Origin of the sequence: Spirosoma sp. (assembly GCF_048594605.1) — a bacterium.
In the GTDB taxonomy this organism is placed as follows: domain Bacteria; phylum Bacteroidota; class Bacteroidia; order Cytophagales; family Spirosomataceae; genus Spirosoma.
This window is the reverse complement of record NZ_JBMDWV010000068.1, coordinates 1-24,511: the sequence shown is the minus strand read 5'-3', so window position 1 is coordinate 24,511 and position 24,511 is coordinate 1. Positions and strand designations below refer to the sequence as shown.

Annotated in this window: 19 protein-coding genes and 1 pseudogene; 5 read left to right on the top strand and 15 right to left on the bottom strand. The window is 49.1% G+C overall.

The window, feature by feature from the left end:
• The 5 genes and pseudogenes from ACOJS8_RS03950 to ACOJS8_RS03930 form a co-directional block, all read right to left on the bottom strand.
• Positions 1 to 283: pseudogene (locus ACOJS8_RS03950) on the bottom strand (fumarylacetoacetase); the annotation flags it as partial.
• 6 nt (positions 284 to 289) lie between these two features.
• Positions 290 to 727, bottom strand: a complete 438-nt coding sequence (locus ACOJS8_RS03945) for a MarR family winged helix-turn-helix transcriptional regulator (protein WP_420147228.1) — start codon at positions 725 to 727, stop codon at positions 290 to 292.
• 101 nt (positions 728 to 828) lie between these two features.
• Positions 829 to 1,563, bottom strand: a complete 735-nt coding sequence (phhA, locus tag ACOJS8_RS03940) for a phenylalanine 4-monooxygenase (protein WP_420147227.1) — start codon at positions 1,561 to 1,563, stop codon at positions 829 to 831.
• A 90-nt stretch (positions 1,564 to 1,653) separates the two neighbouring features.
• On the bottom strand, positions 1,654 to 2,790 hold the full coding sequence (gene hppD / locus ACOJS8_RS03935) for a 4-hydroxyphenylpyruvate dioxygenase (RefSeq protein ID WP_420147226.1): 1,137 nt from the start codon (positions 2,788 to 2,790) through the stop codon (positions 1,654 to 1,656).
• A 32-nt stretch (positions 2,791 to 2,822) separates the two neighbouring features.
• Positions 2,823 to 4,013, bottom strand: a complete 1,191-nt coding sequence (locus tag ACOJS8_RS03930) for a homogentisate 1,2-dioxygenase (protein ID WP_420147225.1) — start codon at positions 4,011 to 4,013, stop codon at positions 2,823 to 2,825.
• A gap of 316 nt (positions 4,014 to 4,329) precedes the next feature.
• Here ACOJS8_RS03930 and ACOJS8_RS03925 point away from each other — a divergent pair, with 316 nt between their 5' ends.
• On the top strand, positions 4,330 to 5,235 hold the full coding sequence (locus tag ACOJS8_RS03925) for a nucleotidyltransferase family protein (protein ID WP_420147224.1): 906 nt from the start codon (positions 4,330 to 4,332) through the stop codon (positions 5,233 to 5,235).
• Between the two features lie 80 nt (positions 5,236 to 5,315).
• Here the strand turns inward: ACOJS8_RS03925 and ACOJS8_RS03920 are convergent, their stop codons facing one another.
• The 9 genes from ACOJS8_RS03920 to nusB form a co-directional block, all read right to left on the bottom strand.
• Positions 5,316 to 6,728, bottom strand: a complete 1,413-nt coding sequence (locus ACOJS8_RS03920) for an OmpA family protein (protein ID WP_420147223.1) — start codon at positions 6,726 to 6,728, stop codon at positions 5,316 to 5,318.
• Between the two features lie 229 nt (positions 6,729 to 6,957).
• Positions 6,958 to 7,530, bottom strand: coding sequence for a DUF4136 domain-containing protein (locus ACOJS8_RS03915; RefSeq protein WP_420147222.1), 573 nt, complete (start codon positions 7,528 to 7,530; stop codon positions 6,958 to 6,960).
• A gap of 69 nt (positions 7,531 to 7,599) precedes the next feature.
• Positions 7,600 to 9,264, bottom strand: coding sequence for an amidase (locus ACOJS8_RS03910; protein WP_420147221.1), 1,665 nt, complete (start codon positions 9,262 to 9,264; stop codon positions 7,600 to 7,602).
• Between the two features lie 49 nt (positions 9,265 to 9,313).
• Positions 9,314 to 9,922 (bottom strand): dephospho-CoA kinase, encoded by a 609-nt coding sequence (gene coaE, locus ACOJS8_RS03905; RefSeq protein WP_420147220.1) that lies wholly within the window; start codon positions 9,920 to 9,922, stop codon positions 9,314 to 9,316.
• Between the two features lie 41 nt (positions 9,923 to 9,963).
• Positions 9,964 to 10,677 (bottom strand): hypothetical protein, encoded by a 714-nt coding sequence (locus tag ACOJS8_RS03900; RefSeq protein ID WP_420147219.1) that lies wholly within the window; start codon positions 10,675 to 10,677, stop codon positions 9,964 to 9,966.
• 7 nt (positions 10,678 to 10,684) lie between these two features.
• Entirely contained in the window at positions 10,685 to 11,002 is a 318-nt protein-coding gene (yajC, locus tag ACOJS8_RS03895) for a preprotein translocase subunit YajC (protein ID WP_420147218.1), read from the bottom strand.
• A gap of 94 nt (positions 11,003 to 11,096) precedes the next feature.
• Positions 11,097 to 11,549, bottom strand: a complete 453-nt coding sequence (locus tag ACOJS8_RS03890; protein ID WP_420147217.1) for a DUF1573 domain-containing protein — start codon at positions 11,547 to 11,549, stop codon at positions 11,097 to 11,099.
• A 133-nt stretch (positions 11,550 to 11,682) separates the two neighbouring features.
• Positions 11,683 to 11,985: a YtxH domain-containing protein gene (locus tag ACOJS8_RS03885; RefSeq protein ID WP_420147216.1), complete on the bottom strand. Its 303-nt coding sequence runs from the start codon at positions 11,983 to 11,985 to the stop codon at positions 11,683 to 11,685.
• Between the two features lie 103 nt (positions 11,986 to 12,088).
• Positions 12,089 to 13,225 carry a transcription antitermination factor NusB gene (gene nusB, locus ACOJS8_RS03880; RefSeq protein WP_420147215.1) on the bottom strand — a complete coding sequence of 379 codons (1,137 nt, stop codon included), beginning with the start codon at positions 13,223 to 13,225 and terminating at the stop codon, positions 12,089 to 12,091.
• Positions 13,226 to 13,489: 264 nt separating this feature from the next.
• Here nusB and ACOJS8_RS03875 point away from each other — a divergent pair, with 264 nt between their 5' ends.
• A complete protein-coding gene (locus ACOJS8_RS03875; RefSeq protein ID WP_420147214.1) occupies positions 13,490 to 15,271 on the top strand; it encodes an ABC transporter ATP-binding protein in 1,782 nt (593 codons plus the stop codon).
• Positions 15,272 to 15,380: 109 nt separating this feature from the next.
• On the opposite strand, the gene ACOJS8_RS03870 is transcribed toward ACOJS8_RS03875, so the two are convergent.
• The gene (locus ACOJS8_RS03870; RefSeq protein WP_420147213.1) at positions 15,381 to 18,206 is read right to left on the bottom strand and encodes a T9SS type A sorting domain-containing protein; all 2,826 of its coding nucleotides are present in this window, start codon (positions 18,204 to 18,206) and stop codon (positions 15,381 to 15,383) included.
• A gap of 603 nt (positions 18,207 to 18,809) precedes the next feature.
• On the opposite strand from ACOJS8_RS03870, the gene ACOJS8_RS03865 reads away from it, so the two are divergent.
• From ACOJS8_RS03865 to ACOJS8_RS03855, 3 genes are all read left to right on the top strand, one after another.
• Complete coding sequence (locus tag ACOJS8_RS03865; protein WP_420147212.1) at positions 18,810 to 19,460, top strand: hypothetical protein; 651 nt, start codon at positions 18,810 to 18,812, stop codon at positions 19,458 to 19,460.
• A gap of 130 nt (positions 19,461 to 19,590) precedes the next feature.
• Complete coding sequence (locus ACOJS8_RS03860) at positions 19,591 to 21,531, top strand: histidinol-phosphatase (RefSeq protein ID WP_420147211.1); 1,941 nt, start codon at positions 19,591 to 19,593, stop codon at positions 21,529 to 21,531.
• A gap of 219 nt (positions 21,532 to 21,750) precedes the next feature.
• On the top strand, positions 21,751 to 24,511 hold a 2,761-nt coding region (locus ACOJS8_RS03855), incomplete at its 3' end, for a SusC/RagA family TonB-linked outer membrane protein (RefSeq protein WP_420147210.1).

Below are 24,511 nucleotides of genomic sequence, written 5' to 3'. Positions count from 1 at the left end.
ACTCGTGGATAAATACCTGATCATGAATGGGGCTCAGTGCTTCGGCATCGTTGGTCAGCAAGTGTATAATTCGTTGTCGTATAGCACGATGCACCGGTTTGCCAAGTGCGATAAAATCGTTCAGGACAGGTTGCGCAAAGACAGCCGGGTTAATATCCGGGTCCGAAAAGTAGCCTAACAGTCCGACTACTTCCAGATCGAGAATATAATCTTTGAACGCGGGCGTATTGGGTTTAAAACCTACGCGGGGCGACGCGATGCCATAACTGAAAATTCCATACATTAGTTGTTACTCGCTGATATTGCTGTAAATCGAGTCCATAATTCGGACAAAGTGGTGGTAATCTTCGTCACTCAAATCGCCCCAGCCTTTCCGGCGCATGGCCGAAACAATGGGCAACACTTCGTGGTGTTTGGCCTCGCCCGCTTCGGTCAGGTAAACCAGAAATTTGCGCCGATCGGAATCCGCCATTCGCCGTTCGGTCAATCCTTTCTGACTCAGTAAATCAATGATACGCGTAACGGTTGGCGCATCTTTCGTGGTCATTTCCGAAATCGTATTCTGACTGATACCCGGATTCCGGTAAAGGTGATCAATCACAACCCACTGATCAACCGTCAGATCAAAGCCCGCGTCGTTAAACTGTTTTTGCAGGGCATTCCGAATCTTTTTGATGGTGGTATCAATCTTGAAAAAATAAGCACGCGTATCAGATGGATGCGTCACGTTTTAATGGATAATGGGTCGCTCAGACGACCTCGATTGAATAATGGATATGGACTTCTAATAAATTACCGTATCAGTGTTCCAAAATTATTCATTATCCCTCACACATCATTGATTAATAGCAGTTCTTCTAACCGGGCTTCTATTTCGGGAACCGAGCGAAACAGTTGTTCATAGGATTCGATCACGAAATACTGTTCCTGAAAATGATCGATGATATAAGGCGTTTTCAGCAGCGTCGATACGTCGTAGGCAGTTCGTTTGGGAATAGTGCTTTCCAGACTGTAAATTGTTTCGCCTGGCGACGAGAGAATCCCCCCGCCATAAATCCGTAAGCCTTCCTGTTCCTGAATCAGTCCAAACTCAACGGTGTACCAGTACAGCCGCGAAATCATCTCAATCGCTTCCGGATTCTCAACGCGATCGAGCGCAATTCGGCTCAGGGCCGCCAGAAAATCGCAGAAATGCTGGTTTGTGAGTACGGGTACGTGACCGAACGTATCGTGAAACATATCCGGTTCGGGCAGGTAATCCAGCTGATCGCGGCTGCGTAGCCAGGTTGTAGCCGGAAACTGCCGATCAGCCATCAGCTCGAAAAACTCCCGGTTCGGAATCAGGCCCGGCACCGCCACAACCCGCCAGCCGGTAATGGGCAACAAACGCGGATTCAGGTCGCGTTCGAAATCGGGAATCCGGCTGTTCGGAAAACCCGTCGCCACAATTCCGTTCATATACGCCTGACTGGCACGCCCCGGTAGCCGCGTCATCTGCCGTTCAAACAGCAGTTTCCAAACAGCCTGTTCGTCGGGGGTATATTTTGAATAGTTCTGGTTCATGGCAATGACTGAATGACAGATTGATTGAATGATTGAATATTTTTTTGCGCCAGCTATTCAATCATTCAATCAATCTGTCATTCAAAATTATTAAAGTGTTCCCCGTAATTCCTGTTCACGCTCGATGGCTTCGAAGAGGGCTTTGAAATTGCCTTTCCCGAAAGACCGGGCCCCCTTGCGCTGGATGATTTCAAAAAACAAAGTCGGGCGGGGGCAGATAGGCTTTGTGAAAATCTGAAGCAGATAGCCCTCGTCGTCGCGGTCGGCCAGTATTCCCAGCGGACGTAACGTAGCAATTTCTTCATCGATCTGGCCGATACGTTCCGCCAGATTATCGTAATACGTATCGGGTACGCTCAGGAACTCAACGCCCCGGTCGCGCAGGGTCGTTACGGTTTCAACAATATTATCGGTAGCCACGGCAATATGCTGGACGCCCGGTCCGCCGTAGAAGTCGAGATACTCTTCAATCTGCGACTTCTTTTTTCCTTCGGCGGGTTCGTTGATCGGGAATTTAACACGACCGTTTCCGTTGCTCATTACCTTGCTCATCAGGGCCGTGTATTCCGTCGAAATATCTTTGTCATCGAACGAAACCAACTGCTGGAAACCCATTACGTCGTGGTAAAAATTCATCCAGTGGTTCATCTCGTGCCAGCCGACATTGCCAACCATATGATCAACGTATTTCAGACCCGCATCGGTCGGTCGATAATCCGGATTCCAGGGTTCGTAGCCCGGCAGAAAAACACCGTTGTAATCGTTACGTTCCACAAATACGTGCACCGTATCGCCGTAGGTATGAATCCCCGAACGTACTACGTATCCATGCTCATCCTGCGAACGGGTCGGTTGCATGTAGGACCTGGCTCCTCGCTGAACAGTTTCTTCAAACGCGCTGGTAGCATCGTCGACCCAGAGCGCAATAACCCGAACGCCATCGCCGTGTTGATCAATATGCCGACACATTTCACTGTCGCCGTAGACAGGCGACGTCAGCACCAGCCGAATTTTTCCCTGCTGCACTACGTACGATTCGCGGTCGCGCACACCCGTAGCCAAACCTGCGTGAGCAACCGGTTGAAAGCCAAAAGCTGTCTGGAAATAATGCGCTGACTGCCGGGCATTACCCACGTACAGTTCCAGGTAATCTGTGCCGTTGAGCGGCAGAAAATCGACGCTTTCCGGCGTTCCAGCCTTCTTTTCTAAGAGATCAAGTGTTTCCATGATAGTTTGTTGATGTACGTGTCTGGTTTAGGTTATTCAAGCCACGATTTGTAATACTTTCCGTCATCGATACGTAGTGCCTGTTCCGTAACCATCAATGGGCGGAATGTATCGACCATGACGGCGTACTCCTGCGTTTCTTTTTTGCCGATGCTACGTTCCATTGCGCCGGGAGCCGGGCCGTGTGGAATACCGCCCGGATGCAGTGTAATATGGCCCTGCGCAATGTCGTTCCGACTCATAAAATCGCCGTCTACGTAGTAGATAACCTCGTCGGAATCAATGTTTGAGTGGTTATAAGGTGCCGGAATCGCTTTCGGATGGTAATCGAACAGGCGCGGTACGAACGAGCAAACGACGAACGTATCGGTCTGGAATGTCTGATGAACCGGTGGCGGCTGATGCACGCGTCCTGTAATGGGCTCGAAGTTGAAAATCGAAAACCCGTATGGATAGTTGTAGCCATCCCAGCCTACTACGTCGAAGGGGTGCGATGCAAAAACTAGCGAATGAAGCGCTCCCTGCTTTTTAATTTTGATCAGAAAGTCACCCATTTCGTCATGCGTTTCCAGATCACGCGGGCGAATAATATCGCGTTCACAGAACGGCGCGTGTTCAAGCAGTTGGCCGAAGTGATTGCGGTAGCGTTTGGGCGTGTAAATAGGCGAGTGCGATTCAACGTAGAGCAGGCGCGGTTGGTCGCTACCATTATCGGAGCTGTCAAACTCGATCTGATAAATCATGCCGCGCGGAATAACCAGATAATCACCGTATTGAAACGGAATGGTTCCCAGCAGCGTCCGTAGTTTGCCGGAGCCACGATGCACAAATAACAGCTCATCGGCATCGGCATTTTTATAGAAATAGTCAGTGAGAGAGTGACGCGGAGCGGCCAACCCGAAAATGAGATCGTTATTGACTAACAGCGGCACCCGGCTTTCCAGAAAGTCATCAGCGGGTTCAATGTTAAAGCCAATCAGCTTTCGGGATAGCATGTTTTTGGCGACCGCCAGCTTTGGCGTTACGTCCACACTGTCCAGTACGTCGCGTACCATCGTAGGGCGATGAACATGATACAGCAGTGAGGACATCCCGTCAAAGCCAATCGTGCCAAACAGTTGCTCGTAATACAAGCCGGATGGTTTACCGTCGCTGCTAGAGGGTTTCTCAAATTGCGTGTGGCGTTTGGGCGGAATCTGGCCAAGGGTGTGGTAGAAAGGCATATCGTTACGTTGATTACTACGGTCGATGAGCCTAAGCCAACCGACCGCAGCAATCGCTTTATTGATGAAGTATATTTATTGCTAAGACAACTATTGTTTAGCGTACAATTATAACGACAACTATTGAAAATGGTATATTGTTTAGAAATAATTTTATTTAAGGGTGTTGCGCAGGATAAAATGGCCTTAAAAAGAGTTAACTAGTAGCAGCCGATTGCTTTTCTCTAATTTTGGCTGAGCAAGGTATGCCAGGCGCGTTCTATTCTGCGCACTTGCCGCGATTAACGACTACTAATTATTGACTAACGACTAACAAATGCAGCCTACGCTTTTGATTCTGGCAGCCGGTATGGGCAGCCGATACGGTGGTATTAAACAACTTGATCAGTTTGGTCCACATGGTGAGACAATCATCGACTATTCATTATTTGATGCCATACGGTCTGGCTTCGGCAAGGTCGTTTTTATTATTAGGGAAGAACTACTGGACGACTTTAAAGAGGTATTCGAGGAAAAGCTAGCCGGAAAAATCGAGGTCGATTATGCGATCCAAGCGCTGACTTCCTATGTGCCAGCCGAAGCAGGTGAGGTAAATCGGACAAAACCCTGGGGAACGGGCCACGCGATGCTATGCGCCAAGAACCATACGCATACTCCCTTTGCCGTTATCAATGCGGATGATTTTTACGGCCTCGAAGCGTTTCAATTAATCAGTGATTTTCTCAAAACCGACACCGACGATGAGCTTCATGCCATGGTGGGGTATGAAGTAAAAAATACCCTGTCTGAAAATGGATCGGTGTCGAGAGGTGTTTGTGAGGTGGCGGAAAATGGGAACCTCATTTCCGTTATTGAGCGAACAAAAATCTATGAAACGGAAAACGGAGAAAGTAGAATTGTTTTTGAAGAAGCCAATGGCCTTACTTCATTAGCCCCTGATACGCCCGTTTCGATGAATTTCTGGGGTTTCAAACCAAGTGTGTTTCCGCTGGTCGAGCATCAGTTTGAAAGCTATGCCATTGCCAATATCAATACGCCTAAGGCAGAGTTCTATATCCCGACGGTGATGACAAATCTCATCGAAACCGATACGGGCCATTGCAAAGTATTTAGAAGCCAGTCGACATGGTTCGGCGTTACGTATCCCGAAGATAAGCCAACTGTTCAGGCAGCTTTGAAAAAACTGCACGACGAAGGAGCTTACCCTGAGAAATTATGGTAAGCAGGATGCGATAAACTGAAAACAAAACCGCCCGGAAACCTTACGCTTCCGGGCGGTTTGTTGTAAAAGAGTTGTAAGAATTACTTCTGCGTAACCCGTATCGCAATTCGGCGATTTTCGGCACGTCCGGTTTCGGTGTCATTCGACGCGATCGGATGCTCTGGCCCATAGCCTTCTGCTTCCATACGCGCTTTCTCAACGCCGAGTTTAACCAGCTCGGCCATTACGTTATCAGCCCGGTCCTGCGACAGTTTTTTGTTGACTTCAGCACTGCCCGTGTTGTCTGTGTAGCCGCCCAATTTGATGTGTACGTTCGGAAACTCTTTCAGAATGTACGCAATATTTGTCAGCTGTTCCTGCGATTCGGGACGTAACGTAGCTTTACCCGTATCGAACAATAACCGGTCGAAGTTGAACCAGGTGGTTTTGTCAACAGGGCGGCTTTTATCTTCAATAAACGTCACCAGATTGTTCTCAATCCCATTTTCAGGAATATTCAATTCATATCCTGATGGAAGTTTCCGCTTGAAGAATGCGCCCAGTTTGGCCGTTGCTTCTTTCAGGGCGATAGCGGCCGAATCCATAGCCGTTCCAGCAGAGCTATCGGCCGAATCAGCCATGTCATGCATGTTAGCCAACGTAGTATCTGTCGTTGATTCGGCTGTGGTTGCTGAGGTTTCGGTATCGCTGTTGCACGAACGCAGAATGAAAAACAAAGCCCCAGCCCCCAGCAATAGCAGTAACCAGGGTAGCCAGCCATTACCCGATGAGCGATTTTCCTCTTCCCGGTAAACGGGTGCTGGGGCCGGACGAGTTGGTGGAACATCGGCTACAGGCGGTGTCACCCGCGTAATGGGTTCAGTATCCGGAGTTAGTAAATCGCCGATTTTACCGCCCAGACCACCGATAAGGCTGAATCCTGGAATGGCGGACAGGAAAGAACGCAGACCCGAGGGAATGGCATTTTGCGCGTAGCTGACTTGACTACTTAATAAGCCGTCTGCCCCGGCAATACCTGTGCCATCAGCGGTTAGTTTTTGGCTTATTAAACTAAGCAGAACAGGCCCGGCAATGTTCAGTATCGACGAAGCTGACGATTGTTTTACGCCACTGTATGACGCAATCGCGCTGGCGACGGCGCCCGACGTATCGCCAAACAAACTTTTGACAATATTGGCTCCTATTGAAAGCAACGTACTGGACTGACTGGCATCGGTAAACAGCTTACTTAGGTGGCTTAAAATGCCTCCATCGGGCGTAATAACTTCATCCGCTGCCCGATTCGGCGTTATTACTTCGCCAACCAGATCCATAATAGCGCTGGTGCCGCCCGGTTCCGCGGCTTTTTGTACCAGCCCGTTTAAAATAGTGGGCAGTGCACCGTCCAGCGCTTTTTGTGTATTCTGATCAGTCTCGCCAAGCAGGTTGCTAACCTGGCTCACAACATCATCACTCAGATAGTTTTTTGCTAACTCAATTAAGTTTACTGCCATAAGAAATGGAGGTTTAAAAGGTTTATGAATATGTACCGAAATGATCGCTCTCAGACGTACCAAAATGAGTTAGCACACTTCTTCAACAGCGATAAGCAGTTAGACGGGGCAGGTTGCTTTCGTCACTGGCAATTGACTGGTTTTATGGAACGTGTCTGTTTCATAACGAAACATCCCCGCTATAGCCTTGAGCCATAGCGGGGATGTTAGTCGTTTGTTTAACGGCAAATTAACTGTTACGTTCTGGGAATTTAGAAACGATACGTTCCGCTTCTTTCGTTAGCTGAGCCGTAATACGAGTAGGATTGACAACGGCATCTTCAACCGCTCCGCGCCAGACTAATTTATGCGTTCGGGCATCAACCATATCCACAACGAGCGTACCGGCTTTATACTGCTCCTGCGTGTACTGATTACCGCCCCAGCCCCACCAGCCGGGTCCCCAACCCCGAAAGCCCCAACGCCCCCAGCCCGCATAAGGCCCATAAAAAGGAGAAGTTGGGTTGGCAACAGTACGTGTTTTGTCTTCCACGAAGAAATGGTAACCGACCAGTAAATCCGGATTGGATTCATTTTGGGTTAAGCCTTTTTCCTGCAATACGCTGCCCATCGTATTTTCTACACTTTGTGTGGCCAACTGATTATAGTAGGCTGGATTCTGGTCAGCTTTGACGTCCGAATCCATCCAGGTAAACGTTTTGTATTTGTTAAAATCAGTGCGGCTGTTGCTGTCAACCGCCACGCGGGGCGAGCAGCCATACCCTAGGGCCATTAGCCCAAAAATTACCAATAAGCGTTTCATAACGTTGTTTATGTTTCTCTCTGAAACGTATTGACTAATCAGAAGGTTTGCATTGATAACGTAACGGTGCTACTGAAGAGCTGGATGTTTTTTGTGCCATTGCGTAGCATCCTGGTATGCTTTTGCTACGGCCAGAATCCGGCCTTCTTCAAATAACTGACCCATGAACGTAATGCTGGTCGGCGTGTTTTGTTTTGAGAATCCATTAGGAAGCACAACGCAGGGATGACCCGTCAGATTCGTCAAGGTCAGATTACCACCCGCGTATGTTGGCGATACGTACACATCGACCTGAGCGGCTTTCAGTTGTGCGGCCATCTCATTAATTAGCTTCGTGCGGGCTCGATTGGCCTGAATGTACTCAACAGCGGGTATAAATCGCGATGATCGGAACGTGTTAGGCCAGGCATTTTTAGTCTGACGAGTCAACTGATCATCCCGACCTGAACGCGTCAATTCATCGAACGATGCCGCTGCTTCGGCACTAAGCAAGAACGAAATCCGACCGGCCGGAACACTCGTTGGCAAGTCAAATGCAACCAGCTCAGCGCCTAAACTACGTAGCGTCTGAAGCGTTAGTGAGTCGTTGGCCCGATTGGGATAGTTGCTTTCAAACGCTTTTTTTACGTAACCAATACGCACACCTTTCAGCGACGTCAGTGGGGCATAGCGGAACGGTGCATTCATAACAGTCGGGTCGTGACTATCGGGGCCGTAGATTGCGTTGAAAACCAGAGCACAGTCTTCAACCGAGCGGGTAATCGGGCCAATTTTATCCATACTCCAGCTCAGTGCCATTGCGCCGTGCCGGCTTACCCGCCCGAACGTTGGCCGTAGTCCGGTAGTACCGCAAATCGTTGAGGGCGAAACAATGGAGCCGAGGGTCTCTGTTCCGATCGCAAACGGCAACAACCCGGCTGATACACTTGATGCCGAGCCCGCAGAAGAACCACTTGAACCGCTGACGGGATTCCAGGGGTTACGGGTCGTACCGCCAAACCAGACATCGCCCATCGCCAGCGCGCCTAAGGTCAGTTTAGCACATAGTACGGCTCCGGCTGCTTCGAGTTTTTGAATAACCGTAGCATCCAGGTCGATGATCTGGTTTTTGTAAGGTTCAGCGCCCCAGGTGGTTTTGTAGCCTTTGGTTGCCAGTAAATCTTTAGCGCCATAAGGAATTCCATGTAAAGGACCTCGGTATTTTCCGGCTTTCAATTCGGCATCGGCGCGTTTGGCCTGAGCCAGCGCCAGTTCGTCCGTAAAGGTGATGACGCAGTGTAATTTGGGGTTGTACGTTTTAAGCCGATTCAGAAAAAACTGCGTTAGTTCAACCGACGAAATCTGTCTGGTGTGAATCAATTGACCCAGTTGCCCAACCGTATAATAGGCCAGGTCGTCGCGGTTGGCTGGGAGCGTAACTTTTACCGAAGATGTTTTAAGGGATGATGGACCCGCTGGTATTGAGAAGCCGGTAGGAAGCGGGTTAAAATACAAAGCTGGAGCGATATCGTTTGGAAGATCAATTTTGCGTAGTGCTTCGTAATTCGTGCGGGCGTTGTTTAAATTGTCGACCATCGAATCGCGTTCGGCCGCTGTAAAATCCAGGTCAAAAAGCGTTGCCGCTACGTCAATCATAGTGGCCGTGACCGGTTTTTTGGTGTCATCGGCGGTGATAAAGGCCCCTAGTAAAAAGCTGCCTACGCAGGCAGTAAGGAGAATAAAGAGTTGTTTCATTGATTGGCTGTTCAGGAGGTATATTACCTAAATTACGCCAATCGGGCGATTAACTGGCCTGTTGCCGTAAAAATTCCTCATGCAGTCGAATCACCTGCGGGATAAGCAACTGACTTTCATCGTTATCAATTACATAGTCAGCAATACGTAATCGTTCTTCATCGCTCACCTGCCGGTTGATAATGTTCAGGATTTCTTCGACTGACCGATGCGGATCGCGTTTTCGAATGCGTTCGATACGTATGTCGATAGGAGCCCGCACCACAATCACTTTATCGAGCGAGTTATGGGCGCCAGCGGCCCGCATGAGTGCAGCCTCTTTCACTACATATGGCTTGTCGGGATGTTCGTTTACCCACGCATCCGTATCACTAAGCACGCGTGGATGAATCACACCGTTGAGTTGCTCAAGCAATGAGGGATTGGTAAATACCTGTGAGGCTACCCAGGACCGGTTATAGCGACCCACTGCATCATAAGCGTTACGTCCCAGCACCCGCATGATGTCGGCTTTCAGGATTGGATCGTGTTCGGTTAACCATTTGGCCCGCTCATCGGCCTCGTAGATCGGAATATCAAGCGCCCGGAATATCTCACAGACAACGCTTTTGCCAGCGCCGATTCCACCCGTTACGCCGATTTGCAGAGGAGAATTCATAAAGAGCGAAAAAGAGACTGCGCAGGCTCGAACGGCAGCCCCTACTGTTTCGTTTTTTCGTTATTAACTGATGGAGAGAGTAATTCGCCAACTTCAAAACTTACCGCAACCCGGTCGGCGCTTGTCTGTAGCAGAGGATGCCGCAACTGATTCAATGGTACTTCCTCATCATAATTATCAAGAATCCGTTTGCGGGGAATTTTCACCAGCATCGTATCCGGAAGGCCGCGCACCAGTTTGGCCGGGCCTTCCACCTGAATAGTTCGCGGAGTAAGATTGATGACGCTCGACACTACGTAACGCGGAGCGAGATTGATGTGCAGACTATCCGCAACGAGCCGAATTGTTTTTGTCAGACGGCGGTCAAAATGAATATCGAGTGTGTCGGCAACTACGTAGTTGACATGAAGTTTTTTAACGTGTTCGGCAACGGTAGCCGCCAGCGAAGCCGTATTAATAACGGATGTCTGCAATGGATTCTTTACTACGTAATTGACGGGCTCCACCCGAAAAGGGAGCCACGAATGACGGAGCAGTCCCCAGCCATCGCTCGACACGTTTACCTGTACCGTACGCGGCAGGGGCGAAGTTGGCGTAAAGAGGGAATCGTTATAAACGAATCGGATAGGATACTCAACGTTAAGTGTATAACCGGGCTTGTTCAGCGCACTTAATAGCCAGAACAGGGCGGCTGCTCCGAGGCAAAGCAACGCCTTGGAAGGCTGAAACGATCTGAGATCCTGAGTTGTATTCACACGTTAGTTATTTCGCTTCTTCGGTCGGCTTAACGCTTGCTTCTCGTGAAATAGAGGATTTTTCAAAAACCATTTTAACCCCCCGGTCTACTTCGAGTGTAACGGTTGTGCCTTCTACGGAAGCAATTTTGCCATGTAAGCCGCCAATCGTCACTACGTTATCGCCTTTCTTTAAATTATCGACAAAGCTCTTCTGGTCCTTTTGTTTTTTCTGCTGCGGACGAATCATGAAGAAGTAAAAAATGCCAATGATACCCACCCACAACAACACATTGTAAATCATGGACGTATTGCCGGCGGGAGCTTGTAGAAGAATCGAGTACATAAAAGTCCTGTTAAAAAGTTTTGATAATCAGGGGCTTAGGTTGCTATTCCGTTTGGGCACGAAATCCCGAACCGGCAACAGACTATAAGCGAAATTATGAGGTTTTACCGGAATCGGATTTTGGATTTACCATTGCCTTAAACTGCAGGTCGGTGGTAGCTGGTTCGGTATTAGCAAAAATGGTAATGGTTTTACTCTGCTCGCCACTTTTTCCCCGGCTGTTGAAGCGTACACGTACCGACGACTTCTCGCCCGGTGCTACTGGTTCGTGCGGCCAATCGGGGGTAGTGCATCCACAGGAAGCGGTGATGTTATTAATAATCAGCGGAAATTCTCCCGTATTGGTAAACGCAAAAACATGCTCTACCGTATCGCCTTCGGTGAGCGTACCAAAATCGTAAATTCCTTTTTCGGCAAACGTAATAACAGGACGCTTGGCCGATGCCGTAGCCTGGGCTGCCTGCCCCTGCTGACGATTGTCACAGCTGAACTGCCCAAAACTGATACCCGCCACGGCGATAATGAGCAGCCAATTTCTGAGGTGCATTTTTTTGATTAGTTGTAGAGTTGCACAGTTATAAAGCGATTCGCCGTTGCGGTTTTAGAGTTAAGTAGCCATACAACCGCAACGGCGAACCGGTTTATAACTGTACAACTTTATAACCTTGTAACTTCAAATATCAGGCGTTCTGCTGCTTAATCTGAGCCATCAGACGGTCAACGTCTTCCAGGAGTTTTTCCGCTTTCTCGCGGGCGTCATTGACAACCCGCTGCCCTTCATTTTTCGACGAATTTTCGGGCAAGTCAGCCGAATTGCCCAGGTCTTCCAGCAATTGATTAATCTGGTCTCTGTATTTCGACAACCGGAATGAGAGCCGGTCGCGGGTGATCTTGCCTTTATCGGGGGCATACAACAGTCCGAATGCAGAACCGATCAGAACACCGGTTAGCAGAAACGTTAAATCACGTCCAAGTCTGTTCATTTCTTTAAATTATAAAGTTGTAGGGTTATGAAGTTGTAGAGTTATACAGACAACTTTATAACCGCAACGGCGGACCGTCTTACAACTTTACGACTGTATAACTCTATTTATTGTCTAATAGACCTCGGCCGCTCTTGCGCAGACGCCCGGAAGCCTGAAGTTTTTCGGATAGATTATCCAAAATTCCGTTGACAAATTTACCGCTTTTGGGCGTACTATACGCTTTTGCCAGCTCGATATATTCATTAATCGTTACTTTCACCGGAATGTTTGGGAAGTTGAGTAATTCGCAAACAGCCAGTATCAGAATGATTTTATCGAGTAAAGCGACCCGTTCTACGTCCCAGTTTTTTAGCTGTTCCGACAGAAGTTGCTCATAATCTGTGTGGTTATCGAGCGACTTGTTGAACAACGTATTTAAAAAGAATTCGTCTTCCTCCCAATCATCCGTTAACGGCTCAAGTTGCAAACCTGTTGGGCCTTGTGCCGATTTGAGCGTACGAATTGCCAGCCCCCGAACTACTTCACTGTTCTCGGTCCAGCTTAAGTCGATTTCGGCGAGGTGGTCACGAATCACTTCATGCTTAAAAATCAAGGTACGTAGTACGTATTGAACCAGCGCCTGGTCTTCGTCAGCTGTATGGGTTTGCTGTGCGCAATACGCCCGGTACGTATCGTCGGTTTTCAGCACTTCACGTAGCGCCTTCCGAACAAAAGGAAGATCGTCGGTCCAGGAAATACCGTGTCGTACAGCTTCGTTACGTAGCGGCTGGAGATTTGCCAGTGCCTGAATCACCGTATTGTCATTCAGGTCCGACTCGAACGGAAAAGGTGTTTCGTCGGGGTCGCGGTATTGACGTTCCCGGTCGATGCGGGCGGCATGACCCAGTTCGATGAGCAACAGTAAAATTCGTAAATAATCGTCGTAGATGCCGTTGACCTGCTTGATCATCATCTGCGCCAGGTGCTGACGATCTTTCTTGAATCGACTCTGGAAAAAAATGAAACCGTCGTTAGCCGCTTTGAGTACCTGTTTGGGGGCGTCTTCATCCTGAGCGGGCTGACTGGTTTTGATGGCTTCCTCAAACAGTAACGCTGCGAGTTTTCGATAGCCCTCCAACTGCCGCTTATTCTGCGGTTCCATCGAGTTTAGATCGGGCTGGAAGAGTTCATTGATGCCGTCAAGGGCTAATTGCTGATTGGAAAATTCGGCCTGTCGGAGGGCATATAATGCCTGCATGACCTTTATTCGGAGTAGTCGCCTGTTGAGCATCCGCCTAAATCTAAAAGCTACCGGTATGAAAAAGAACTGTCTGTATTACGGGTGCAAAATTAGGTAAATTTAGGCAAAGGGGCAAGGGGAGAGTAGTGGGCCTGGGGTTCGGGGCGTAGAGTAAAAGCGATAGTCTATTTTTTTACCCTATGCCCCGAACCCCAGGCTCACTGCTGCTTTGCAACTTTTCCGGCGCCCTGTCAGTTACGAAAAAAAGTTGTTGGCCGCACAGTGAAAGCACTTTCCTATCTTAATAAATATCTCCTTAAATATAAGTGGTACCTGATTCTGGGGACTGTTTTTACGGTCATCTCTAATCTGTTTGGTATTTTTCCGGCCCAACTGGTACGTTATGCGCTCGATCTGGTCCGCGAAACGCTGGATGTTTATTATCTCTACGACAAATCGCCCCTGCAATCGGGTTTATACAGCGTTTTTTCGGTTAGTATTCTCTTGTTTGGCGTACTGACGCTCGTGATGGCGTTGCTGAAAGGATTCTTTCTGTTTCTGGTACGTCAGACGCTGATCGTGATGTCACGGCATGTAGAATATGATCTGAAAAATGAAATTTATGATCACTATCAAACCCTGCCACTCAGTTTCTACCGCCAGCATAATACCGGCGATTTGATGGCCCGGATTTCGGAAGATGTGAGTAAAGTCAGAATGTACGTAGGGCCAAGCATTATGTACGGCCTGAACCTGATTGTGCTGTTTGTGCTGGTAATCACTTATATGGTCAGCATAAACGCCCGGCTGTCGTTGTACGTACTGTTGCCCTTGCCGATTCTGTCGGTTGCTATTTACCTGGTCAACAATATTATCATTCGTCGGTCGGAAGAAATTCAGCGGAGTCTGTCGCGGTTATCGACGTACGTGCAGGAAGCCTTTTCGGGTATTCGCGTGCTGAAAGCCTTTGTTCAGGAAAATAACTCGGCGGCAAAATTTGAAATCGAGAGTGACGAATACCGGGCAAAATCGCTGGGGCTGACGCGCGTTGATTCGCTTTTTTTTCCGATTGTGGCCATTCTGGTCGGGTTGAGCAATGTACTGGTTATTTACGTCGGTGGTCAGGAAATCATCGCCGGTCGGCTGACTCCCGGCAACATTACCGAGTTTATTCTGTACGTAAATATGCTGACGTGGCCCGTGATGGCGCTCGGCTGGACAACCAGCCAGACCCAGCGGGCGGCTGCTTCGCAGCAACGTATCAATGAGTTTCTAAGCATCAAAACCAACATCGTCTCGCAGAAGAACGTAGCGCATACGATCAAGGGCGATATTGAATTTAAAAACGTTCGGTTTGTTTATCCCGATTCAGGAATTATTGCCATTAAAGATTTCTCAATGCGCGTTCGGGCGGGCGAAACCGTAGCGATTCTGGGTACTACGGGTTCCGGCAAAAGTACGCTGGCCAACCTGCTGACGCGGATGTATGACGTAACGTCGGGTGAGATTCTGATCGATGGGATTCCGATCAAAGATTACAATTTGACCGCACTACGGGAGCAGATGGGCTACGTACCACAGGACGTATTTCTGTTTTCGGAAACGATCAGTAATAACGTTCGCTTTGGAAAACCTGATTTGCCGCAGGAACGGGTAGAGCAGGCCTTACGTGACGCTGATCTGTACCAGAACCTACTGGGCTTCCCCGAGCAGTTCGATACACGCGTGGGTGAGCGGGGTGTTACGTTGTCGGGCGGACAGAAACAGCGGCTGAGTATTGCCCGCGCCATTGCCCGCGATCCGAAAATTCTGATTCTGGACGATTGTCTGTCAGCCGTAGATACGAATACTGAAAACATCATTCTGAACAATCTTCAACGCATCATGGCCGACCGTACGTCGGTGGTGATTTCACATCGCGTATCGTCGGCCAAACTCGCCGACTACATCATTATGCTGGATGAGGGCGAGATTATCGAACAGGGCACCAATGAGGAGCTGCTTGCTCTGAACGGCGCTTACCGTGAACTTTACGAAAAACAGTTGCAAACGGAGGAAGTATAATCATTACATTCCCTGTCAGTTGCGTATTAATAGAAAACGCCCCGGAAGATTTACAAGTCTGTGTAAATCTTCCGGGGCGTATAATTTATTCCAATACCCTGTTAATTACTTAGGGAATCACAAGCCGAAACTGACGAAGCTGCCCTCGTTCGGATACGGTCAGGATGTAGATACCGGATGGCAGCGGCTGAGCTGGCTTTAGGCTGAGGCTACCGGCACTGCTGCTCAGAGTTTGCAGCCCACACGCCTGGCCCTGGGCGTTGTAGAGATTGACTAAGGCCGTTTTGGGTTCGTCGAGTCTGAGCGTGAAGGAACCATCGCGGCTTACCGGGTTGGGATACACTCCATAGCCATCCGTACGTAGTACCACCGACAGAGCGGGGAAAACGGTGAACGTACCGTCCTGATCGACTTGCCGCAGGCGGTAGAAGCTGGTGCCCTGGTAGGGGGCCTCATCGGTGTAGCTATAAGCGCGGCTGTGAAAAGAGTTGCCTTCTTTAGCCTTAATGCGGGCAACTGGTTCAAAGCCAACCAGGTCTTTGCTACGTTCGAGCAGGAAGTGGCTGTTGTTACGTTCGATGGCGGTTGCCCAGTGGAGTTGGACGGCCTGATTGTTCAGAATGGAAGCTGTGAACGAACGGAGGCTGATGGGCAAGGGACTGCCACAGCCGTTGGTGAGGTTGATGGTATTGGTCAGCACCACGCAGGAGCCTAACGAGACCTCGGCTGCATAGGTTCCGGCATCGGAAGTCTGAATGCTGGGGAAATCGAGCGTATAGCTGGTTGCTCCGGGAATGGGGTTGCCATCTTTGAACCACTGATAGGTGGCGCCGGGTGTGTCGTTGACCGAAAGCTGGAAGCTCTGACCGGGGCAGGGCTGGGTCTGGGCTGAAGAAAGCACAACCGGTTTGGCATTGCTGAACGACGACGTGAAGTTGGTGCCGCGCCCGCATTCGTCGGTGACGGAGAGTACGTATGTTTTATTTGGGTCGAGGTTGTTGAAGATGTTGCTGGTCTGCGGCCCGGCCACGAGAGGCCCCGTAAGCGAACCTTCATTGAGCGAGTACTGATAGTCTGTAGCGCCCTGAGCGACAGCGACAATCGTGCCGGTGGTGCCGCAGGCCGAGGTAAATAAACTCTGACTCAGATTGAGCAGGGAGGATGAGAGAGTGACAGGCTTCTCGACATAGCAGGTGTTAACTGTCTGAGATACCCGAATGGTGTAATCGCCTGTCGGCAGGGCATTGATAGTACTGGCCGGAAATGTTATGATTATCAGAGAGTTTCCATTACTACCAACATATTCAGTACTTACCACCTGACCGGCAGAGTTGACCAATTGGGCTTGTTTAGCAGTAGAACTCGGCATACTTTCCTGAGCGGTAACGACCAGATTACCAGCACAATCGAAGGCATAAGTAAAGCTCAGTGTATAGGGTGAGAGGGTAAGAGACCGCTCAACCGACTGTCCGCAATTATCAGTAAAACGAATGGTGTAAGAGCCGGGAATTACATTATAAAACCAAGATAGAACAGGCTGATACTGCACGGGTGCCACTGCCGTTTGCCCTGCCGGAGCACTAACCATGCTAAACGTACCGGGTACGCTTGCGAGAGCAACAATACTGGCATTGCCGGGGCAGGCGTAAGTGGAATTATACTCTAAACTAAGACTGGGTGGGCTACTGACCGGCGTGGTTCCGGTTGTGCAATACACCTGTCCGCAATAGCGCACGCAAACATTATAGGTACTGTTGTAAGGCAAAGTAATGGGAAATAAGGTGCCACCGCTGGGAACCTTAGTTTGCCAGGTAGTGCCGCCATCGGTCGAGTATTCAATGGGGTTCCTGTCACCCAGGGAATAATGTATATAATTTTCAAAAGGACAATTCGAATCCAGGGTAAAACCGAATCTCATATCGACACCGGTACAGGTTGAATTTGAGAATCCTAACTCTTTAAAGGAAGGTGCGCAGGGTTTTTGAAGCGTCTTACTGAAAGTAAATACCTGTCCGCAGGCATTTATAAAGGTAAACATAAATGTTTTGGGCCAGTTGCCTATATTGTCGGGAAATGCGCCACTCCCTACTGTACCTAATTTGGAAATAGGAAAGTCAAAGGATACGATAGGATAAGTAGGGTCGGGTACGATTAAAGGGGCAGTTGTGCCATCAGGATAGGTAACAGTCAACTGGGTAGCTGGGTCAGCGATAAATCTATCAGTAAAAAAATAGAGCTGGCCCCGTATTTGATCGCAGGGAATATACGTTAAGGAAAAACTTTGGAATGGATTAGGATCGGAAGGCGCAAAAGCCGGTACTGTCACAGACTGCGTGACGAAGCTACCGCAGGCATCATACACCCGTACAAAATAGGTGCCTGCCGCCAGACCACTGAACTCGTTTGAACTTTGTTGAGGCCGCACTGGGCTACCAACCGGCTCCGTGTCGTTGAGCGAGTTGACTAAGGCGTATTGCAGGGGCTCAACACCACCATTTGCCGACACGGTAAGTCTGCCGTTATTGCATTGAGATGGCGAAGGTGTAATACCGTTGATGACCGGTTGGTTATACACCCCCCCCACCGTTACCTGCTGGGTAAACTCAGGGCTGAAGCCCGCCGGGTTGGTGCACACCGAGCGGATACGTAGGGTATAAACCGTGTTGTTGCCTGTTACGTTGGTAAGCAGGGCTGCATCCTGAAAGGGCTTAACCTCAACCGTGTTGGCCTGGTTGTACAACGCATACTGATAGGTGCCGCTGCCACCTGCCACTGAGGTAACGTTGATGCTGCCCGTGCCGGGGCATGTTTGGTCTGTGATGGTTTGGGTCGAAGCGGTGGGCGCATCGCACTGGGCAAAAGCACTACGTAAAGGGCTGAGTAATAGCAGTAAAACCAGATAACGAAGAATAGGGGGTAAAGAAACTTGTGTCATAAAAACAGGTTATTGTGTGAAAAAAAAAGTTCACCTTGCCACAGCAGGAAAGTTGCCGGAATGGTATTGTGCGTAAAGTTTAAAAATGTATATAAATTTATATATGTTATTATATTCAATAATTAATTATTCTTCAGATATAACTTCATCCAAATGAATTGCCTGTACGTATTGAGCGAGGAGTAGTTACAGGTAAATCTGATTCAGGACGGGGTGTTACGTTGTCAGGCAGGTAGAAACAGCGGCTGAGCATTACCCGCGGCCCGAACTGTCTGATTTTAGACGATCGACCTTAGTCCACGGATACCAATACGAAAAAATTAGTTTATACAATCTGTACCGTATCAGGACCAACTGTACCGAGAAATCTACAAGAAACAGTTACAGACCGAGAAAGTGTAAAGTCCAGTCAGTTTGCGGGTACGTATCGGTTAAAATTCCTTCAGGGCCGGGGCCGCGGGCGACTTTAGGGGTTTGATAGTTTCTTTCCGTTAGTTATTGACCTGTTCCCGCCAGTTATTCATTCGGCCAGATTCCAGAGTGTGAAGACGTATATATTTATGGTGTTTAATCAATTACATCAAAATAATAAACCTCCATACCATGAACCTGGTCAGCACGTCATCAGAAAATACTATTCAACCTTACCGTAATCCCGGCCTGAACAAAATCTACAATTTACTCTTCTGCGATAACGTCGATCTTTATAAGTCAGAGACTCAATCCGCTGATTATCCGTGGAGTATTCTACTTTCCGATAGCCCGGATCCGAAGGCACTGATGGCCGTTGCGGCTGACGGATCGCTGGAATCCCGGCAAAAGATGCTTGCCTACAATCGGCTTTTGGCCAAAGGTTTTCCAATAAATTCAAGAGTGCTTTTGGGGGTCATTATTGAAGTGGGCCTGGCTGATGGACTCGATGTGTTAGCCGCGTTCCATGATGGAACCTGCCGATATATTAATCATTCAGAAAATGTGCTGATCTGGGACACGCAAACCGAACAATCGAACCAATTAGTTAGCCAGCTTTTTGCAGATAGCATAGGCGTTGTCAGCCGAATTGGTCCCTGGGATAAGGAACGTACTACGTTTCCGGGACAGGGTATGGTCAAGCTGACGTTTCTGGTTTCGGATGGGCTTTATTTCGGACAGGGGCCATTTAGTGTTTTGCAAAACGACGCTATGGGAGGGCCTGTAATTAACTCCGGTATTCAGTTAATGAGCTATTTAATCGATCAGACCAATCAACAGTAAAACAAATTCAGATACGCAATACGTCAAAAAAAGCCAGACTAAATAACTGGCTTTTTTATTATAAGCAGACATGCGGGGGCTGGGTATTTTTGTTGTCGCTTAGACTTCTCTGGAAAACCCCACCTAACTCATGAAAAGAATCGTATGCTTTACTGTGGCGTTTACTTGCCATATTTTTTTAGCAGTGCAGGCGCAAAACTGGTATAAAGGCAATCTGCATACGCACTCACTCTGGAGCGATGGCGACGACTATCCTGAGATGATCATGGACTGGTATAAAGCCAGTGGCTATCAATTCGTTGGTTTGTCGGATCACAATGTTATACAGGATATTGAGAAGTGGGTAAACGTACCGCACCAGCCCGATCGCCGACGGACTTTTGACCGGTATCTGCGCACGTTCGGGCCCGATTGGGTAACGTACCGGAAAGGCCCGAATGACTCCCTCAAAGTCCGGCTGAAAAAGCTCGATGAATACCGCAGTTATTTTGAAGAGCCGGGTAAGTTTTTGATTATCAAAAGCGAAGAAGTGTCGACTGGCTATCAGGGAAAACCCATTCACATGAACGTAACGAATGTGCAGAACCTAATTCGCCCGCAGCCCGGCAACAGCGTAGCCGAAGTGATGCAGAATAACATCGATCTGGTGATGGCGCAACGGCGGCAGACGCATCAACCCATGTTTCCGCACATTAATCACCCCAACTTTTACTACGCTATTAAGGCCGAAGACCTGATGAAACTTAGGTATGAGCGCTTCTTTGAGGTTTTTAATGGGCATCATCTGGTAAATAATTACGGCGATAGTACGCACGAGGGTACTGAATCGATGTGGGATAAAATTAACCTGCACTTTCTACAGCAGGGCCGGCCACTGCTGTATGGTCTGGGCACCGACGACAGCCACAATTATTACTTTTTCGGCCCATCCTTCAGCAATTCCGGCCGGGCGTGGGTGATGGTCAACGCGCCTGAACTATCACCACGCGCATTGATTGAATCGATGGAGGCCGGGCGGTTCTACGCGACGTCGGGCGTTACGTTGAAACAGCTTCCTCAGGTTGGCAAAAGTTTGGTTGTGCGGGTGAAACCCGAATCGAACGTAACGTATCGAATTCAGTTTTTCGGCGTCCGGAAAGGGAAGCAGCAGGCTGAATTGTTGCGTGAAGTAACGGATACCACCGCTACGTACACGCTGCCGGATGATGTCTGGTTCGCCCGGGCCAAAATCATTTCCAGCAAGTCGAAGTACAATCCGTTCATGCCGGGCGATGTCGAAACGGCCTGGACTCAGCCCGTTGCCCAAACGCATGTACCGCTGATGCTGGCTAACGTAGTGCCGTTGCCCAACGCACATGCACATAACGATTATGAGCAGTCGCGGCCGCTTTGGGACGCGCTCGACAACGGATTTACCAGTGTAGAAGCAGACGTTCATCTAATCAATGATACGTTATACGTAGCGCATAACCGGCCCGCGTTTCCCAATCCGGCATCGACGCTTGAAAATCTGTACCTCAAACCACTAGCGGAGCGTATTCAGCAGAATAAGGGCCAGGTAATGGCTGGTTACGACGGACCCTTTTACCTGATGATCGACGTCAAAACCGATGCTGACAGTACGTACCGCGCGCTGGAAAAACTGCTGCAACGATATCAATCGCTGCTGGCAACAGGCAAGCGTAGCAAAAACCAGAAAGGGGATGTTCTGATCGTGTTATCAGGAAATCGATCTGTGTCGGCAGCAACAAAAATGAAGAGCCGCTACGTATTGCTTGATGGTCGCGCTATGGATCTGGGAAAAGGTTATGCACCGGCAGTCATGCCGCTTATTAGTGATGCATACGACAATCAGCTTAGTTGGCGTGGAAAAGGTGATATGCCTGCGGGTGAATTTCAGAAGTTGAAACAGCTAGTCGAACGTGTGCATCGGGAAGGGAAAAAACTGAGGCTCTGGAATAGCCCCGAAGATCCGGTCGTATGGGCAAAGCTACGCGAAGCAGGCGTCGATTTTATAAGCACCGATCAACAGGAATTACTACGTGATTTTCTATTACAACGGGCTCAGTAATCAGTGAAATTACGATTCTGATCTCTCGAATACCAGCACAGCACCCCTGTATGGATACCTGACAAGTTTTGTTGATTAAACGGCGTAGGTTACTTTTTAATTTAATTTAAAATTAAGGTCTGAGTAAGCTAAAAATTAGAGAAAAATTCTGCACTTTTCGGACCCAGAATCATTTTTCTTTTTCAAAACAACTTATTCACTTAATTTTTACCATAACCTATGCTTAAACACATACTTTGTTGTATTCTGATGGTCTTGGCTGTCTCCGGCCCGCTGTGGGCGCAGGATAGACAGGTGACCGGCACGCTACGTGATGAGCAGGCCCAGGCTATTGCTGGAGGCAACGTAGTAATCAAGGGTACTACACGTGGTACCACAACTGATGCAGCAGGTGAATTTCGATTAACCGTTCCAACCGGAAATGTTGTACTAACCGTATCGTCAGTTGGGTACACTTCAAAAGACGTTCCACTCTCAGCAGGACAATCGCAGATCGATGTAACCTTAACAGCGGATGAGCGCCAACTAGGTGAAGTAGTTGTAACGGCTTTAGGGATTAAGCGGGAGGCAAAGGCCCTGAGCTACGCAACCCAAACCATCAAGCCGACTCAGATTAACGAGGTGCGCGACGGAAACGTACTAAATACGTTACAGGGAAAAATTGCAGGGGCTTATATCACGCAGGGCTCAGGTGGACCAGGAAGCGGTTCGCGGATTGTGTTACGTGGCAACCGATCTATTCAGGGTACCAACAACGCCCTGATGGTAGTAGACGGTGTTCCGATTAACAACAGCACGTTCGGGCAGGCTACCAGCGACTTCGGGAGCGTAGCTAACTCCGATGGCGCTTCGAACATTAACCCCGACGACATTGAGAACGTAACAGTGCTACGTGGTGCATCAGCGGCTGCGCTGTACGGTAGTCAGGCGGCTAACGGGGTTATTCTGATTACAACCAAGCGCGGGAAATCGGGGCGTATATCGGTTGATCTTAACTCCGGGGTTGCGGTCGACAGACCGTTTGCATTGCCGATGTTACAGAATCAATACGGTCAGGGTGTTGGTGGAAAGCTGGACCCGGCCGTAGGAGCCAGTTGGGGAGCGGCCATGACAGGTCAGTCCTATACCAATTACCTCGGTAATGCGTCTACCTATTCGGCTCAGCCTAACAACATTCGGGATTTTTTTCGGACGGCTGTCAGCTTCAACAATTCCATCGGGATTACGGGTGGTTCAGAGCGGTCGCAGACGTATTTGTCCTACACCAACAATACGTTACAGGGAACCGTACCCGCCAATAACCTAACGCGTCATACGATTAACCTGCGGTTGTCCAATCAGATCAGCTCGAAGTTGTCGACCGACGCCAAGGTGACGTACATTAATCAGTCGGTGTTAAATAAGCCACGGACGGGTGAGGAAAACGCACCCGTGATTGATCTTTACCAGATTCCCCGTAACGTTAGCCTGAGTGATGCCCAGCAGTACTCGGCGCCCAATGCGTTCGGGCAACCAACGCCAACGGCCTGGCCATCAACGCTATCGTCTATCTATCAGAACCCCTATTGGGTTGTCAATCAGACGGCTATTAATCAGTACCGTGATCGGATTATTGGGTTCGTGCTGGCGAAGTATCAACTGACGGATTTCCTGAGTATTCAGGGACGGGCTAACCTCGATAAATACTTCGATAAAAACGAGGAAAGCTATGCGCAGGGCACCATTTTGTGGGCCAATCAGGCGGGGGGTAAGTTTTCCCGGAATAACATCGTCAATACGCAAAGCTGGTATGATCTGTTGATCGAAGGAAAGAACAAACTTGGTGCTGATTTCTCCCTGGATTATCAGGCAGGTGCCATTATTCAGGATACGCGTTACCAGTCGACTAATGCGCTGGCGGATGGTTTGAACGTACCGAACCGATACAACCTGAATTTTGGTACGAACCAAAGTCTGACCGATGATTTTACCCGTATTCAGACTCAGTCGTTATTCGGACAGGCATCACTAGCCTGGCGGGACGCTATTTTCGTGAATGCCAGCCTACGTAACGACTGGTCGTCTACGCTGCCAAAACCGTACTCGTTCCAGTATCCGTCGGTAGGAGCGTCTGTCGTGCTGTCGGACCTGCTGAAAATGTCGGGCGCGTTGTCGTTCCTGAAGCTGAATGCGTCTTATGCACAAGTGGGTAATGGGGCTGATGCGTATCTGTTGCAGACAAATTACTCGTATAGCCAGGGCGCTGGTTCCGGGTTTATTAGCCGGGATGGTACGCAGGCTATTGGTAATCTGAAGCCTGAGATTACGAAAAGTCTGGAAGTTGGAGTCGACGCACGTTTCCTGAGCAATCGCTTGGGTGCAACGATTACAGCGTATAAGACAAACTCAATTAACCAATTGCTCAAGCTAGGGCTGGCTCCGGCTTCTGGCTTCCGGGATCAGTATATCAACGCGGGCGACATCCGCAACATGGGTCTTGAAGTGGTGATCAACGGAACGGCTATCAAAACGGACCGCTTCAGCTGGGATCTGACGCTCAATATGGGCTTAAACCGTAACAAAATCATCAGCCTGTCGCCGGATATTAAAACGGCCTTTTTGTCAGGCGGTTACGGCCGGTCGGCGTCTCCCATTGTGCAGGAAGGCGGATCGTATGGTGATCTGGTGGCTTATCGCTGGCTGAGAGATGCGGGAGGAAATTACGTCGTTTCTTCGCAGTCGAGTAGTGCTACCGTGACGCAGGGCTCCGTTACCTCAACCGGATTGCCGGTTGCTACGAAAGACCAGGAATACCTTGGCAACTTTAACCCAAAAATGCTGCTGGGCTTTACCAACACATTTACATTTGGCGGCTTGTCGGTTCGTTTGCTGGTCGATGGCCGGGTAGGCGGTGTTGCTGTGTCGGGTACCGAAATGAACCTGGCGTTTAGTGGTATTCCGGAAGTTACGGCGCAAAAACGCGAAGGTGGCTGGGTGTTGC

Bases quoted from the DNA above. Each gene is read 5' to 3' on its own strand.
- phhA (WP_420147227.1), bottom strand. From the start codon at position 1,563: ATGAACCAGAACTATTCAAAATATACCCCCGACGAACAGGCTGTTTGG.
- hppD (WP_420147226.1), bottom strand. From the start codon at position 2,790: ATGGAAACACTTGATCTCTTAGAAAAGAAGGCTGGAACGCCGGAAAGC.
- ACOJS8_RS03930 (WP_420147225.1), bottom strand. From the start codon at position 4,013: ATGCCTTTCTACCACACCCTTGGCCAGATTCCGCCCAAACGCCACACG.
- ACOJS8_RS03925 (WP_420147224.1), top strand. From the start codon at position 4,330: ATGCAGCCTACGCTTTTGATTCTGGCAGCCGGTATGGGCAGCCGATAC.
- ACOJS8_RS03920 (WP_420147223.1), bottom strand. From the start codon at position 6,728: ATGGCAGTAAACTTAATTGAGTTAGCAAAAAACTATCTGAGTGATGAT.
- ACOJS8_RS03915 (WP_420147222.1), bottom strand. From the start codon at position 7,530: ATGAAACGCTTATTGGTAATTTTTGGGCTAATGGCCCTAGGGTATGGC.
- ACOJS8_RS03910 (WP_420147221.1), bottom strand. From the start codon at position 9,264: ATGAAACAACTCTTTATTCTCCTTACTGCCTGCGTAGGCAGCTTTTTA.
- coaE (WP_420147220.1), bottom strand. From the start codon at position 9,922: ATGAATTCTCCTCTGCAAATCGGCGTAACGGGTGGAATCGGCGCTGGC.
- yajC (WP_420147218.1), bottom strand. From the start codon at position 11,002: ATGTACTCGATTCTTCTACAAGCTCCCGCCGGCAATACGTCCATGATT.
- ACOJS8_RS03890 (WP_420147217.1), bottom strand. From the start codon at position 11,549: ATGCACCTCAGAAATTGGCTGCTCATTATCGCCGTGGCGGGTATCAGT.
- ACOJS8_RS03885 (WP_420147216.1), bottom strand. From the start codon at position 11,985: ATGAACAGACTTGGACGTGATTTAACGTTTCTGCTAACCGGTGTTCTG.
- nusB (WP_420147215.1), bottom strand. From the start codon at position 13,225: ATGCAGGCATTATATGCCCTCCGACAGGCCGAATTTTCCAATCAGCAA.
- ACOJS8_RS03870 (WP_420147213.1), bottom strand. From the start codon at position 18,206: ATGACACAAGTTTCTTTACCCCCTATTCTTCGTTATCTGGTTTTACTG.
- ACOJS8_RS03865 (WP_420147212.1), top strand. From the start codon at position 18,810: ATGAACCTGGTCAGCACGTCATCAGAAAATACTATTCAACCTTACCGT.
- ACOJS8_RS03860 (WP_420147211.1), top strand. From the start codon at position 19,591: ATGAAAAGAATCGTATGCTTTACTGTGGCGTTTACTTGCCATATTTTT.